The organism is Zobellia alginiliquefaciens, from assembly GCF_029323795.1.
In the GTDB taxonomy this organism is placed as follows: domain Bacteria; phylum Bacteroidota; class Bacteroidia; order Flavobacteriales; family Flavobacteriaceae; genus Zobellia; species Zobellia alginiliquefaciens.
In genome coordinates this window covers 2,458,311-2,473,911 of sequence record NZ_CP119758.1, presented here as the reverse complement: position 1 = coordinate 2,473,911, position 15,601 = coordinate 2,458,311, and the positions used below count along the sequence as shown (strand labels likewise).

Below are 15,601 nucleotides of genomic sequence, written 5' to 3'. Positions count from 1 at the left end.
GTCTGACTTCAATTCTAGAAACCAAAACCTAACCCAAAGGAAAATCGCATACCGTCATAACTATTAAATAAAGCTAAGCGAGCTGTAACAATATCCGCACCGTTAAGGAAAAATCCGCCGCCATATGAGGTGTGCCACTCTTTTGAATCCTCATTGGGCAACCACACTCTTCCATAGTCAAACCCTCCGTAGAAACCCATAGACAAAGGCAGGAGCTGTGTTTTTATCTTTCTGAGGCTATAACGGACATCCGTGTTCTGATAATACGACTTTTTACCGGTGAAACGTTGGTTTCTAAAACCTCTTAACCCATCAATACCACCTATGCTCGCCGCCTGATAAAACTCATAATCATCGCCTATATTAAAATGAGCTTTCCATTTTGTGGCCAACACCAATCTACCGCTCGGCACCAACTTATAATCAAACGCAAGACTGGGCTTAATATACCCAAAAGCCTTTCCGTTCTCCGTACTTCTCTTATAACCGGTTTCTAGCGAAGTGGACATACCCATTGTTGGGAAAGCTGCATTATCCGCATTGGCATAAGAATAGGTGGCATCAACCCCAACAAACCTATTTAACGTTTCCTCTCCATTACCTTGGTAATAGGTATTTATAAACCTATTATCACTTTCCTCAACTTCTATGGATTCATAGGAAACCCCGGCTTTAAACTTGGCACCCAAGTCGCCTCGCCAAACCAAAGCCGGTGCAAATTTTAGTGTTTGCAAACGTACTCGGTTGAAATCCAATCCTAAATCATCATCAAGATTCTCTGTACTATTTCCAAAATCAAAAAAGTTAATCGCAAAATTTGGACTTGTAAAACGAGCTCCCAAATGTAAATTCCAATTTTCAAAAATATGGGCAAATTCCCCTCCGTATCCTAATTCAAAACCACTGGTCGCAAAGTAAAACGAAGCATCTACCTTATGTTGTTGCGTAAAAGGGTTCTGCCTGAAGCCGTTGTACGTATAGGTGTCACTGATTCCTATTTTAACCCCGTCATCCGGATTAAAACCTATAGTTGGAACTATTTGATTGACCGAATTACGGATTTGCAAAGGCAAATAGTTATTGGTATTGTAATCATCCGTAAGTTTTAATTTAGAACCGCTACGCTCTTCAATTGTATTCTTTTTTGATTTGTAATCATATATAGCGATGTTCCCACCTTCGCCCACACGATAGATGTCATTATTTTGACCTCCCACCAAGCGCATTTTGATAGCGCTTCTGTTATCTCCGTTTACCTCAAAAATATCATCATCATCTAAACCGTAGACCCATACTTCTTTAGTATTTTCCCTATTGAATACTTTACTGAAGTACAACTTATCTTTCTTACCTTTAATATTTCGGTAGACTTTGACCTCGGTTTCTTTGTTGTTTAAGATGTTCACCTCAAACCAATCATCTTTATCCGTTCCTACAACTACCGCATATTTATTTAAAACGCCATAATAAATGCGTGCGGTTTCCTCAATATGGGCTGTTCTGGCCAACAACATCTTTTTTATATCTGCAGCTGTCTTATCCCTTACTTCTATTGGAAAATGCCTGAAGGCTTGATCTATTACCTCAGGAGTTATGTTTTCTCTTATAAACTGAGCCTGTTTTTGCCAATCCTCCAACGTAGTCTCGGTTAAAAGGGCCATATCCAATACATATGTTTTAGGCGAAGAATTAAATCCTTTTACATTTCTTATTTTATCATCAAAACCCTCCATTAAGCGTAATGCCGGTACAATTCTAGTTGCTAGCTTCATAAGCGGACCGTCACCATGTTTTGAAAAGACCATATCACGATCCCGTGGTACCGGCTTGTAAACTACCATTTTTGTTTTTTTATCTTTAAATTCCGCCCATCTCCACTGGTCCACATGACGGTCCCAATCTCCCATAACCATATCAAAAAGGCGAGCCCTTAAGTATAGCTCAGAGTCTACGGAATATTTCTCATCATCACGTAAATCTTCGAGCATGCTGTCCGTACTTTTTAAGTCGTTTGCAAAACCAAAGCTTTCTAAATCGCCATGTCCGTCACCGGTATGTTCTTCAATCATATAAAGCTCATCGCCAAAAGATTGGTTATATCCTTTTAATGCCGGTTGTTTTGGCACATAATACAAAACCGGGTTGGTGTGAAACAGTCCAACTGCATCAGACAATACACCAACGGTAAAAGCCCCGTACGGATGTGATCCGGTATAAAAGTCAAGAAGAAATTTCTCTGTATACGTTCCCTCAAAATCACCCATCACGTATTGGTCTTGGAATGCCATAGCCTGCAGGTACAATTCCGCATTTTTACGAATGGCCCTCATAACATATTCCTTTCCGCTTTTATGACGTAATCGCAATGATTTTGATTGATGCCCACCTCCCATATGTACAGGTTTAAGACCTCCCATGAGCGTATCTAAATTCACCGTTGGAACCTTAACCTTGGCATTATAATAATCTCGATATCGGTTTCCCCATAAGAATTTAAAAAAACCGCTCCTTTCTACCTCATCGTTACTATACACTGAAGCCTCAACACTATCTGCAAATTGTTCCGGATAATTCTCTTCAAAAAATTCCCTGTCCGGAGGTAATACCTGAGATGTAAATAAAAACTCCTCTTCTTTATTTTCATCTACTCCAAAATAACGTACTTGGGAAGAACCATCATTGTAGACCTCTAACGTAGCATAGCCCCTTTGACCAGTTGAGAATTTACTTCCATTCAACAAACGCGTTGCACCGGATTTAGCGCCTGAACCACTCACAATCTGTGGTGTATTCTCCTCCACGATATATTGTAGCGTATGTTCATGACCCGATGCCAAAATTACTTTATTGGAGTACTGTGCCAATGTCAACAAGCGTTTTCTTAACTCCGTATACCGCTTGTTCTGCATATCTTCAACAGATGCCCCCGTTGTTTTTCTCAAAACATTAATAAAACTACCAAAAATAGGAAGCGGCCCAATATTACCTTTAGGATAGAAATGTGACCTGAGTGAAAATTGCCCGCCATGCGTACCATAACTGAACATTGGGTGGTGCGCGGCTATTATAGTAGTGCGCTGCCGGTTATCCTTAATTTCATCCTCTAGTTCTAACCAAAATCTATCTCGAGTCTTGATATCGCATTTATCATTGATATCCGGACGATGGTTCCAATTTGTTAGGTACCATTCTGTATCTATTGCTATTATAGCCACTTTATCATTGACTTCAATAGTCTTTATAGGACACCCATCTTCAGGAAAAAAAACCTCGTCACTATCTAAATGTTCTTGAATATAGTCCTGTTCTCGCTTTAAACCTACAAGACCTTCAGTATACCAATCATGGTTACCAGGAATGAAAATGGGTTTCCCTTTAAAATTTTCCAATGTTTTTAATTGGGCGTCAAGGTCATTTTTAGCCTTAATATAGGCTGCAGTAGAATCAATGGGATCAGGAAGACCTGCTGGGTAGATATTATCCCCTAAAAATAGTGCTGTACTATTTTGATCCGCCCCATCCAATTTAGCCTTAAAAATCTTAAGAGCATCGTTCATCCCGTTCATAGGAGATAGGCCCGCGTCTCCAATTAAAAAAAATGTATGTGCTATTTCTTTTGAGGTGGGAACATCCGTTTTTCCTACTTCACTTGCGTATTTAGACTTAGAAGTGGCACAACTTGCCAATAGAGAAACCAATGCTATTAAAGTAAAATGTTTACGTAATAGAATACCATTCATTCTCAATATTTTGTATTTTGGAACCATAAACAATTTTTCATGCCGGAATTACTATCGAAAACCGAAGAATTTGCAACTAACCTGCTAGTCAAAGATTTAGACCCCAACTACTTGTATCATAATCTAAGGCATACACAGCGAGTGGTCAAAAGTACTAAAGAATTGCTGGATTTCTATAATTTAAACGCTATTGATAGTGATGCAATAACGATAGCGGCCTGGCTACATGACACTGGCTACACAAAGGGCGTTGAGAACCACGAAGAAAGCAGCTGCGATATAGCTAGGGAATTTCTTACTCAACAAAATTGCGAAGCACAAACTATAGAAACTATATGCAATTTGATCATGGCCACCAAGAGAGGTCATGAGCCACAAAATTTAATGGAAGAAATTATGAGGGATGCAGATGCGTCTCACTTGGCACAATCTAGTTATGACCAAACCTGCGAAATGCTACGGGAAGAATTGCGACTTTTAGGTATTGCCGAAATTTCACAAAAAGAATGGCGCCGAAGCAATATTAAAATGTTCCAAACAGAGCATCGTTTTTATACGGATTATGCCATTAAGAATTGGCAAGAAGGAAAAGATGACAACCTTAAAAAACTAATTAAGCAGGATAAAAAGCAGAATAAAACGCGTAAAAAAGAGGAACTTAAGGTTAAACTAAAAAACCAGAGTCCAGAACGAGGCATACAAACCATGTTCCGGGTTACCATGCGTAACCACTTAAAATTAAGTGACATCGCAGATACAAAAGCGAATATTCTTTTATCCGTCAATGCCATTATCATTTCATTGATGCTTACCAATCTAATTCCAAAACTGGATAATCCATCTAACGACTACTTAATTATTCCTGCCGCTATTTTTGTAATGTTCAGTGTTACCTCAATGATAATGTCGGTCTTGGCGACCAGGCCAAATGTAACAAGCGGTGAGTTTACCAAAGAAGATGTAAACCAAAAGAAGGTAAACCTATTGTTCTTTGGAAATTTTCATAAAATGAAGCTTGAAGACTATGAGTGGGCCATTCAAGAATTGATTAAAGACCAAAAATACGTCTATGACTCTTTAACAAAAGACCTTTATTTTTTGGGTGTAGTTTTAGACAGAAAGTACAAATTACTACGTTGGACGTATACTATTTTTATGATCGGTATGACCCTCTCCGTAATTGCATTTTTTGTAGCACTTAAGTTTTACGGCCCAGAAAGAATAATTGAACTACCCACCTAAAAACTAATCAGCGCTATAGAACCTGAATCCTATAGCGCTGGTCAACATTAAGATTTTAACTCGTTCATAAGGTCCTCGTAAGTGTAGGTCTTTTCCAAGTTGTTCTCTTTGGTCTTATACAGAATATCTGCGCGTATGGCCTTGAGCCCACTTACACCCTGCAAACCTTCCAGCTCCACTATCTCTACCTTTCCCGTAAAATAGCCTTTTGATCTTAGGAAAGTGATATATCTAAGATATTCTAACTCATCATTTTTCTGAGAATAGACAATGACCATCTTTCCCGCTTGTGTTAAACGTTCATTGGTTCCTTTTATAAAGGACTTATCAATTCGTTTTTTTATAATCTCGTATCGGGCATTATAAGTACCATCTACATCAAAACGCTTCTCATCCATTCTAAAGCGGATAGAGAGAGACGTACTGTATACCAATATAAGCGAGGCAACATCTAAAGGAACAGGAAGCTCTGGTTTTAGCGCGTAATGGGCATTTTCCATTTCGCACATCACCTGTAATTGCCATAACCTAAGATTGTTTAGGTAAAGCATATCAAAATCACGATCTCCTACTATTTCTTCACCTATATACATGTTGTGCTCAACACCATCTGTCTTATACCGCTCAAAATAATGAGGGAACATGGCTTGGGCTCCTTTTTGCTTTTTATCCATTAAAGCCGCCAACGTCATATTAATCTGGGTGACGCTTTCATCATAATTACGACGGTGATCATAATAAGACTCCGTACCCATGTCTACCGATGATTCATAAGAGCGAATTAGGTTTTTCAATTCATCATCGGATTTCTTCAAATGTGAAAAAACAGGATTTATTTCATCCATCACAAAATTGAAGATAGCCTGTTCGCTATTGGTGTGAAGCGTTTCTTTTATACTATCAACATGGCCGTTAACCCTGAACATCAGCTCTTCATAGATAGGCAACTTGCTCTTCTGCCACGCAGCCTCAAGCACATTGTTTACCGTAGAAAGCTGAATCATCAAATCTCTTTGGATAGCCATATTGCGTGCTTGGGAAGAATTTTTTATATCTACCTGCCCGTATAAAGGATACACATCTTTAAAAACAATCTCCTTAAAAGTAGGGTGCCCGCCTTCTTGGTTATCTTTTATAAAACGTTTGGCCTCTTCTTCAAAACGCCAGTATACAGAATCGTGAACAGATGTACACTCGTTCTGTATGACGGCATCTACCAAATTGCTCTCTTCCGTTTTAGATCGTAAAACGGCAGACACAATAAACGGCATTATATCTTCTAACTTATTAGCATTTACACTATTAAGCACGTTAACTTTGTAAGCTACAAGCTCAATGACACCCAAAAGCTCTCCGTTTTGGGCAATTGGTGCCAAAATTGCACTCTTGATGCCTTGTTCCTGAAATCTATTGTACAGATTCATATCACCGGCTTTTGCGATATACCGATCAACATCTGAAATAGCAAAATACTTATTCTCGTTCAATAATTTTTGATACGATTTTTCGCATAGGGCGCTAACACAAGCCATTTCATCATTTTCCCCTAAAAGAAAACTCTCCATACCTGTACCGTATACCCTTTCAAAACTTTTCTCTTTAGCGTTGTACTCCATTAGGCCCACATTAATATTGGGCGCATTAAAGAACGAGCGAAATGTCTCCTGAAAATCGCCAATAAAGCTTTCATCGTTTCGCTTGTCATTAGCAATGAGACTGGATTTTATCTCAGAAATGGAATGCTCCGCAGTAACATCGAACATATTAGAGATAACAAACCCCTTGGAAATAAAACTATTTGGTGGAATTTTCTCCATCCAAAGTTCAATATTATCAAAATTGTCCAAGAGTTCATCTACATCTTCCTGGGTAAGGTCTTTTGCTTTATCGGTAGGTAGAATTTCCATAAAATCGGCATTATACAGAATTCTGTAATGCCGCATTACCCCATTTTTATCGGGAATATCGTAGAAAAATGGTCTTTTAAAATCAAAGTTGAAACCGTAGTAAAAATTCAAAATTACGGTACACGCTACAATATACATTTGGTGCTCCGGCAAGTTGCGCATTTCTGGCACAAAATCTACCCCACCGGCATCTTTTAATATTCTTCTAAACCTTTTTGAAGAATTGAAAATAATATTGTCATACGGCAAAGAAGCCGCCTTTATCTCATTGTTAGTCAAGACCTCCGAAAAGATATCTTGAAGAATTATATCAATTACGTCTTTATGTTTTTTTAATAAACTTGGATCGCTAAACCCTTCTCTAAGTTCGGGGTATGGCGCTGCAGCCTCTAAAATACGCTGCGCCATTTTAGCCGTAGTGATATTGTCACCTTTGGCCATAGCATCGTACTGCCGCAAAAGCTTATCAAAGCTAATGAGGCGGCTGATAGGTAATTCGTTTTCGTAGTTTTTCTCCATTCTCATCTAATCAGTCGTAAATACCTATATAAAGTTACAAAAGAAAATAATGTTTTGTTAAAACAAAGTTTATGCCTTTCGTCGCTTTTTTTAGATATTTATGCAAATTTACAATATGTCGTCCAATACCCGGTTATCCAGAGCATACCAAAATGCCAAAGTGGTGCCTTTTGACGATGAATCGAAATTTATTCTCTTCAGTGACTGCCATAGAGGCGACAATAGTTTTGCAGATGACTTCGCCAACAACCGAAACATCTACTTTCATGCCCTTAATTTTTATTTCAAAGAAGGGTTTGATTATTGTGAAATAGGTGATGGGGACGAACTTTGGGAGAACCGTTTTTTTGAGTCCATTTTTGAGGCACATAAAAATGTTTATGAGCTTTTAAGAAAATTTCATTGGAGCAAAAAATTACATATGATATGGGGCAACCATGATATGGTGTACAAAGACCCAGAATATGTAAAAAAGCACCTTAGCCGCTATTTTGAGCCTATAGATGGGGAATCTAAGGCGCTTTTTGAAGGCATTACCTATCACGAAGGCATTGTACTAAAACACAAGAACACGCAACAAGAAATTTTCTTGACGCACGGCCACCAAGCAGATTGGTGGAACTATACCTTTTGGCGCTGGAGCCGCTTTCTGGTTCGTGCTCTTTGGAAACCCCTACAAGTCTGGGGCATTGCAGATCCTACGAGCCCAGCCAAAAACTACAAAGAGCTTATTAAAATTGAACGACGAATTAAGCGATGGATTCTAAAGAACAACCTTTTGATCACCATTGTTGGCCACACCCACAGACCACGCTTTCCCGAACCTGGAGACATTCCGTTTTTTAATGATGGTAGCTGCGTTCACCCACGTAGTATTACGGGCATTGAAATAGAAAAGGGTTCTATTTCATTGATCAAATGGCAAATTTCCACAACGGAAGATGGCACGCTCCGCGTAGTACGTGTTTTACTAGAAGGCCCACAAAAACTGCAGGATTACCAAAAAGCGAATGGTTAGAAGAATATGTATCTTTGCCCTACCATTAAATAATAATCACAATTCATGTTTAAAAGAACACTATTAATTGCCCTCACTGCGCTTGCACTTACTTCTTGTTGGAAAAACAAAAGTCCCGAAGACCTTATTCGCCTAAAGGACAAATTTAAAAGTCAGGTGTCTACTTTTGAAAACAAAAAAGAAACAGCCAACAAAAACGTAAACAAAGGTCTTGAGTCTTTAAATGCGTTAAAAACAGCATTGGAAGACACCAAAAATGAGGACAAGGAATTTGCCAAGGTGTATGGCGATTGGGAGAAAGTAGACCGTCGCGTACAGAACTTGAACAAAGAGTACGAAGACCTTAAAGAAAAAGCGTCCAATCTGTTCACTGCCATGGAAAAACAGACCAATAGCCTTAGTGACGAAACTAGCAAAAAGACACTTTTGAGCGCCATTGAAAAAGCTCGCACCAAATATAACGGCACCTTAACAAACACCTCAAAAGCCATTGACAAACTAAAGCTATTACATGGTGATGCCGTAGAAGTTGTAAAAGCCTTAGAAGTAGCCGCTGCCTTGAACTCTTTTGACAATATAAACGACCAAATGAAAAGCATAGAAGGCCGTGTAGAAGGTATCATGCAAGAATTGAACGTTGCCGTAGTGGAAAGCAAGAAGCTTTATGAAAAGAAGATTACGGAATTGGGGGAGTAACTGATGTATCGGTGTGTTCTTTAAATTCTTTATGAGCAATTTAACCCAATAATTAAAAATACAACATGGGAAGTATTAAAGATTGGATTAATAACATAGAAGATGCAAAATTTAATAAAGAGTTGGCAGAATTATTAGATATTTCAATAGAAGACTGGCAGCTATTAGATTATAAATTATTGACAGAAGAGAGCACCCACGGGATTATATACCAATATGTTATTCAGTTCTACCCATCTTCCCCACAGAAAATTTTGGATAAAATAAAAAGACTAGACCATAACACTTCAGTTAAATTTTATCCCTGGGAATTAGATGAAAAATTCAATTATGAAGAACAATTTGAAACAATAACTGACAACAAGCATTTTGTAAAAAAATACGAAATTGATATTGAGAACCTCAAGGCCTTGACCCATTTAAAAACACCCGACGATACTCTCAAATCAGTACTTAATAGGCAAATATTCATTGGAGTTATAGGAACAATGGAGACGTTTCTAGCCGATGTCTTTATTAACCTATCTTTTGAAAACGAAAAATATTTTAGAAAATTTGTCAAGACACATCCCGATTTTGAAAAAAGAAAATTTGAGTTAAAGGAAATATTCGAACAATCGGACAATCTGAAAGAAACAGCTAAAAAGATTATGCTCAACACCATTTATCATAATCTACCAACTGTTAGAGAAATGTATCGAAATACTTTTGAAATTGACTTTCCTAAAATAAAAGAGACATACCAATATGTTTTAATGAGGCACGATTTAGTTCATCGAAATGGCAAAACAAAAGAAGGAAAGGAAGTAATAACTGACAAAAAAGCTATTATAGGATTAATTCAATCCGTGAATGAACTTGTATATGGAGTAGCCAAAGAGCTCAAACTCTAGAAAACTACTCTAAGTTATTTTTTACAAATTCGTTCTGTATAAAATAAATCAATTAAAATGAAAACCATAATCGCAATACTGTTCCTTCTAACAAACTCTATAGTATTTGCTCAAGACCATTCTCACATTAACGAAATCAAGGAATTCCAAAAAGAACTGAATACCGAATTCAAAAACCCTGATAAATCGCCTTTAAGTAAAAAAGAGCGAAAGAGGTTTACCGGTCATGACTTTTACCCCATTAAGGAAACATTCCGCGTAGAGGCTAAATTCACCAGAATTTTAGACCCACTACCGTTTCAAATGAAAACTACGACCAATAGGGCCCCTACCTATGAAAAATATGGGGAAATTTTTTTTGAAATAGAAGAAAAACCATATAAATTAACTATTTACCAAAGCCATCGTTTACGGAAAACCGAAGAATTTAAAGACTATTTATTTCTACCCTTTACCGACCAAACCAATGGAAAAGAAACCTACGGCGGTGGCAGGTACATTGATTTAAAAATCCCAGATTCGGACAAAATTGTAATCGATTTTAATAAGGCCTACAACCCTTATTGTGCCTACAATAATTATAGCTCCTGCCCTATTCCTCCAAAGGAGAATGACCTTCAGTTAAAAATAGAAGCCGGTGTTAAAGCCGTGAAAAAATAGAACCGTTAAGAATTAAATTCTTTAGCCGAAAGAGAATACCTACCAATTGACCAAATTTCAGAAGGAACTGGCCAAAAACGATGTAAAATAACTTTCAGATGCAGTCATTGGTGATAACGGATTTTCGCCAAATTAGAATGTTTAGGAAGCAAAAATTGCTCTTGAAATAAATCAACTTAACAATTCTATCATGCTATTCCGTAGTTCACAAAGAAACTTCTAGTTTATTATTTAACTTAGAGTCGCCTTACTGTATTTCATGTAAAAAAGCTATTTAGCAAATAGAAACCGAGAACCTTTACTAATTACAATATGATAAAATTCAGAGCTTTCTGTCTACTAGTAGTTTTCATAGGATTCTATAATTGCAAAGACCACACAGCAACACCTACAGATGACCACGCAATAGAACTATCCGAGCTAACTATTTCAGATATCCATAAAGCGTATAAAGACGGTTCTTTTAATAGCAAGCAATTAGTAGAAGCATATGTAGAGCGTATTGAGGGTTTTGACAGCACCATAAATTCAATTACGGTTATAAACCCAAAAGCCATAGCGGTTGCCGAAGCGCTGGATAAGGAATATAGAGAAACGGGCTTATTACGGCCTTTACACGGAATTCCAATTATTGTAAAGGACAATATTAATACCTCAGGGCTCCCTACTACGGCAGGCTCATTGGCTTTAGAAGATTATACACCAAAAGAAGATGCTTTTATAATTAAAAAACTAGTTGCTGCCGGAGCTATAGTACTAGCTAAGTCCAACATGGCCGAATGGGCCTTTAGCCCCATGCATACTGAAAGTTCTACTGCAGGAACCACTAGAAATCCCTACAACACGGATTATGTGCCAGCTGGATCCAGTGGTGGAACAGGAGCTTCCATTGCCTCCAATTTTGGCACTGTTGGCCTGGGAACAGACACAGGAAATTCCATTAGAGGGCCTTCCTCACATAACGCATTAGTAGGGTTTCGCACAACATTAGGTTTAGTCAGCAGAAGCGCCATTGTTCCACTTTATTTGAGAAACGACGTAGTTGGTCCTATGGCCAGAACTGTAGAAGACGCTACCAAAATATTAGAAGTTATTGCTGGTTATGACGCTGATGATCCATTGACCAAAAACTCCAACAACAAAATACCTCCCAGCTACACACAATTTCTTAAGAGCGATGCTCTGAAAGGCGCCAGAATTGGAGTGCTTAGAGAGTTGAGTGAAGACAGTCCCCACCCAGAAATTAAGCAGTTATTTGAGAAATCGCTTTCTGAACTGGATTCGCTGGGTGCTACCGTGGTGGACCCCATAGTCATTCCAAATTTTGCAAGTTTAAAAGAGAATCAATGGTGTGCTCCGTTTCGTGAAGATATACAAGCTTTCCTGGAGGATTATGTAAAAAGTGATTCTCTAAAAACAATTGAGGACATTATAAAAGTTGGAAGCAAATCAGATTTTGCCAGCGAGCGATTAATACGAAATGCAGCCCATTCCGGTAGGTGGGAAGATTCTGAAATACCGTGTTTAGATGCTTATTCGGATATTAGAAGGGTTGCTTTTAGGGAGGCGATCGAAAACGTGATGGACTCCCTAAAACTAGACGCCATAGTTTACCCTTCATGGAATAATCCACCAGCAAGAATTGATAATTTTCAAGAAGAATACAAAGGCGATAATAACCAAGTAATTAGTCCACATACCGGCCAACCCGCCTTTACGGTTCCTATGGGCTTTACAACAGAAAACCTACCTGCAGGACTACAATTTTTAAGTAGAATGTATGATGAGCCCGTATTGATCGGTTTGGCATATTCTTACGAGCAAGGCACAAAACATAGGAAAATGCCAGAGTTAAAATAAAATTGTGCTTTCTAAATCTAAGAACTCAACTTGGTATTTGCTTGCGCTTTCTTATTCTCAAATACCTTCGTACTCGTTTTCATATCTGCATATCTTGGATCTTGAACATAATCTTCCTTTTGCATTTTTATGACCTCAATGCTTAAAAAACCAAATTCGCTTACCACCTTGCCGTAAAACCGATAAATACCTTTGCCCCTAAAATTATATTTAGCAGCTACCGGCGGAAAGAGAACGGTATCGAAAACCTGCCCATATTGATCCACCAAAGTGGCAAAATGCATGGGTTTACCTGTATGTGTCCTTGTATTTTTAACCGTTACCAAATACCCATACATATCTATATGGCGGTTAAGATATTTTTCTAGATCTTTGCTTCCCGTATTATTTTTCGGAGGTTCAGCCAATAGTTCAAACGGACTGCACAAACAAAAACCTAGCAGTTCTAACTGGGTAAATGCCATTTCCAAATGAGTGGTATACAATTCCGGAATTTTAAATTCTTGATGTTTGGGCGGGAAGAGCTTTGGGTGCTCTATTTTTTTTCCCTTACTGAGAAAAAAATAAGCTTTCCATAATAATTCATGTTTGTTGATTGCCGTAAATCCAAATGCATTTATACGAATAAGCACATCTACCTGTTCTACCGAAATAAGTACCCGATCTAAAAAATCTTCCAATGATTTAAATTCACCATTGCTTGCCCGTTCCTTTAAAATACGTTCTACGACCCTATCTTCCAATTCCCGTAAAAAGCCAAAACCTATAAAAACATCGGTTCCGAAGATAGCATTTGAGTAATGGCTGTTATTTATACAGGGCGGATGCACGGTGCCGCCCAACATACGGACTTCATGAACATAAAATTCAGGGCGATAAAACCCGCCACCATTATTGAGTACGGCCACCATGTATTCCAACGGAAAATAAGCCCTTAAGAAAAGTGTCTGATAACTTTCTACGGCATACGAGGCAGAGTGCCCTTTGGCAAAGGCATATCCTGCAAAACTTGCAATCTGTTCCCACACTTCAAAAATAACTTCGTCGCTCTCTCCTTTCCGCCTACAGTTATCTATAAACTTATCCTTTACTTTCTGAAATTCTTCACGCGACCTGAATTTTCCGCTCATGCCACGACGCAATACATCGGCCTCGCCCAGATCTAAATCGGCAAAATGGTGAGCCACCTTTATAACATCTTCCTGATAGACCATAACCCCATACGTCTCCGGCATAATACTTAGCAAAACAGGGTGTGCTTTCTCTTCTGTCCTTCCCGGATTACGATGTCGTAAAATATATTCGCGCATCATTCCGCTTTTGGCGACACCCGGTCTAATAATAGAACTGGCCGCTACCAAGCCCAAGTAATTATCTACCTCTAATTTCTTTAAAAGCATACGCATGGCTGGAGATTCTACGTAAAAACACCCCATACATTGTGCAGTCTTCACTAGGTTATTCACAAACTCATCAGTCTTTATTTTTTTTATATCATGAATATCGAACGTATTCTTTTTTTGGGGTTGATTATATGCGATAATATCTAAGGCTTCTCGTATTTTCGCCAGTCCACGTTGTCCAAGAATATCAAATTTGAACAAACCTACATCTTCGGCTATAACCATATCAAACTGCACAGTCGGGAATCCTTTGGGAGGCAGGTGTGTTGCCGAGAAGCAATGCAAGGGTTTTTCACTGATTAAAATGCCGCCAGCATGTATACTCAAATAGTTGGGCATACCTTTGATCAGGCGGCCGTATTTTAAAACCAAACGAGAAACCTCATCAAGCTTTGACAAATCCAATCTGCCCTCACAAAGCAAATCGATTTCACTTTTTGGCAACCCGAATACTTTTCCCAATTCACGAATAACACCTCTTTCTTTAAAAGTCACATATGTACCCAATAAAGCAACGTTTTCAAAACGTTCAAAAATGTACTTGGTCATTTCGGGCCGATCGCGATGCGAAAAATCAATATCAAAATCCGGGGGATTGGCGCGATATAAATTGATAAACCGTTCAAAATACAAGTCTAGCTCCATGGGGTCCACATCTGTAATACGCAGCAAATAGGCCACAATACTATTAGCCCCACTTCCCCTGCCTACATAAAAAAAACCTTGTTTACGAGCATGGGAAACAATATCCCAATTCAGGAGAAAGTAGGATATAAAACCCATGCTCTTAATAAGCTCCAGTTCTTTGTCCAAACGATTCATTATCTCTTGATCAACCGTTTCATACCTATAGGACAGACCTTCTTTACAAAGTTTTTCTAACAAAACTTCATCTTCTTCACTACTGCCAGAATATGTTTTTTGATTTTGTGGAGGCCTATTTTCTGAAAAATCAAATGAAATGGAACAGGTGTTCAATACGTGTTCTGTATTTTCAAGAATAAAAGGATATTCGGAAAAGGCTGCCGCTAGATTCTGAATCGGGAACATTTTTTCTTCCTCGTTACCTTCTTCTGTTTTATCTAATTTACTAAGCACGCAATTATTATCAATAGCTCGCAACAACCTATGGGCATTAAAATCTCCTTTATTACGAAATGTAACCGGCTGCTGCACTACCAGTTTGTCTTTCAATTTCAGTATTTTTGAAAAAGGTAACCGCCTTAAATCAGAAATGGATATTCCTATAAATTCATTTTCGGCAAAAGCAAAACAATTGTTCTCCATTACTTTTTCAAACGGGTACACAACATAAGCATGCTGAAACCTGGGGGCTGTGGCGGGCATTTCCTTTTTTTGATGTAAATGCCGTGACAGATAATTATTGAGCTCCAAGTACCCCTCATTATTTTTAGCAATACCCACAAAACATTGATCCACCCCATTTCTAAAATCGATGCCCAAAATAGGTCTAACATTATATTCCGGAGACTTTCTTACAAAATTGAGCGCAGCCGATGTATTATTGATATCCGTCAAAACCAACTGAGTTACATGATTGGCCTGTGCCAAATGCAAGAGTTCGGTTTCTGAGAAAGTACCGTAGCGCAGACTGTAATAGGTATGGCAGTTTAAATACAAATTAATTTGGGGTTAATGATTT

Annotated in this window: 9 protein-coding genes; 6 read left to right on the top strand and 3 right to left on the bottom strand. The window is 38.3% G+C overall.

Annotation, left to right across the window (positions count from 1 at the left end; translation table 11 throughout):
* Nucleotides 1–14: 14 nt before the first annotated feature.
* Nucleotides 15–3,740 carry a metallophosphoesterase gene (locus P0077_RS10395; RefSeq protein ID WP_276169110.1) on the bottom strand — a complete coding sequence of 1,242 codons (3,726 nt, stop codon included), beginning with the start codon at nucleotides 3,738–3,740 and terminating at the stop codon, nucleotides 15–17.
* Nucleotides 3,741–3,779: 39 nt separating this feature from the next.
* Between P0077_RS10395 and P0077_RS10390 the strand changes: the two genes are divergently transcribed.
* Nucleotides 3,780–4,982: a Pycsar system effector family protein gene (locus P0077_RS10390; protein WP_276169109.1), complete on the top strand. Its 1,203-nt coding sequence runs from the start codon at nucleotides 3,780–3,782 to the stop codon at nucleotides 4,980–4,982.
* Nucleotides 4,983–5,029: 47 nt separating this feature from the next.
* Here P0077_RS10390 and P0077_RS10385 read toward each other — a convergent pair whose 3' ends face one another.
* Nucleotides 5,030–7,408, bottom strand: a complete 2,379-nt coding sequence (locus tag P0077_RS10385; RefSeq protein WP_276169108.1) for a GAF domain-containing protein — start codon at nucleotides 7,406–7,408, stop codon at nucleotides 5,030–5,032.
* A gap of 115 nt (nucleotides 7,409–7,523) precedes the next feature.
* Here P0077_RS10385 and P0077_RS10380 point away from each other — a divergent pair, with 115 nt between their 5' ends.
* The 5 genes from P0077_RS10380 (at nucleotide 7,524) to P0077_RS10360 (ending at nucleotide 12,535) form a co-directional block, all read left to right on the top strand.
* A complete protein-coding gene (locus P0077_RS10380) occupies nucleotides 7,524–8,426 on the top strand; it encodes a metallophosphoesterase (protein WP_276169107.1) in 903 nt (300 codons plus the stop codon).
* A 45-nt stretch (nucleotides 8,427–8,471) separates the two neighbouring features.
* Nucleotides 8,472–9,122, top strand: coding sequence for a hypothetical protein (locus P0077_RS10375; RefSeq protein ID WP_276169106.1), 651 nt, complete (start codon nucleotides 8,472–8,474; stop codon nucleotides 9,120–9,122).
* A gap of 65 nt (nucleotides 9,123–9,187) precedes the next feature.
* Nucleotides 9,188–10,015: a hypothetical protein gene (locus P0077_RS10370; protein WP_276169105.1), complete on the top strand. Its 828-nt coding sequence runs from the start codon at nucleotides 9,188–9,190 to the stop codon at nucleotides 10,013–10,015.
* A 57-nt stretch (nucleotides 10,016–10,072) separates the two neighbouring features.
* Nucleotides 10,073–10,675, top strand: coding sequence for a DUF1684 domain-containing protein (locus tag P0077_RS10365; RefSeq protein WP_276169104.1), 603 nt, complete (start codon nucleotides 10,073–10,075; stop codon nucleotides 10,673–10,675).
* Between the two features lie 312 nt (nucleotides 10,676–10,987).
* Nucleotides 10,988–12,535: an amidase gene (locus P0077_RS10360; RefSeq protein ID WP_276169103.1), complete on the top strand. Its 1,548-nt coding sequence runs from the start codon at nucleotides 10,988–10,990 to the stop codon at nucleotides 12,533–12,535.
* A 17-nt stretch (nucleotides 12,536–12,552) separates the two neighbouring features.
* Here P0077_RS10360 and P0077_RS10355 read toward each other — a convergent pair whose 3' ends face one another.
* Nucleotides 12,553–15,579: a DNA polymerase III subunit alpha gene (locus P0077_RS10355; protein ID WP_276169102.1), complete on the bottom strand. Its 3,027-nt coding sequence runs from the start codon at nucleotides 15,577–15,579 to the stop codon at nucleotides 12,553–12,555.
* Between the last annotated feature and the right edge of the window lie 22 nt (nucleotides 15,580–15,601).

Coding starts and splice junctions, on each gene's coding strand:
- P0077_RS10360 (WP_276169103.1), top strand. CDS start 10,988: ATGATAAAATTCAGAGCTTTCTGTCTACTAGTAGTTTTCATAGGATTC.
- P0077_RS10375 (WP_276169106.1), top strand. CDS start 8,472: ATGTTTAAAAGAACACTATTAATTGCCCTCACTGCGCTTGCACTTACT.
- P0077_RS10390 (WP_276169109.1), top strand. CDS start 3,780: ATGCCGGAATTACTATCGAAAACCGAAGAATTTGCAACTAACCTGCTA.
- P0077_RS10395 (WP_276169110.1), bottom strand. CDS start 3,740: ATGAATGGTATTCTATTACGTAAACATTTTACTTTAATAGCATTGGTT.
- P0077_RS10370 (WP_276169105.1), top strand. CDS start 9,188: ATGGGAAGTATTAAAGATTGGATTAATAACATAGAAGATGCAAAATTT.
- P0077_RS10385 (WP_276169108.1), bottom strand. CDS start 7,408: ATGGAGAAAAACTACGAAAACGAATTACCTATCAGCCGCCTCATTAGC.
- P0077_RS10380 (WP_276169107.1), top strand. CDS start 7,524: ATGTCGTCCAATACCCGGTTATCCAGAGCATACCAAAATGCCAAAGTG.
- P0077_RS10365 (WP_276169104.1), top strand. CDS start 10,073: ATGAAAACCATAATCGCAATACTGTTCCTTCTAACAAACTCTATAGTA.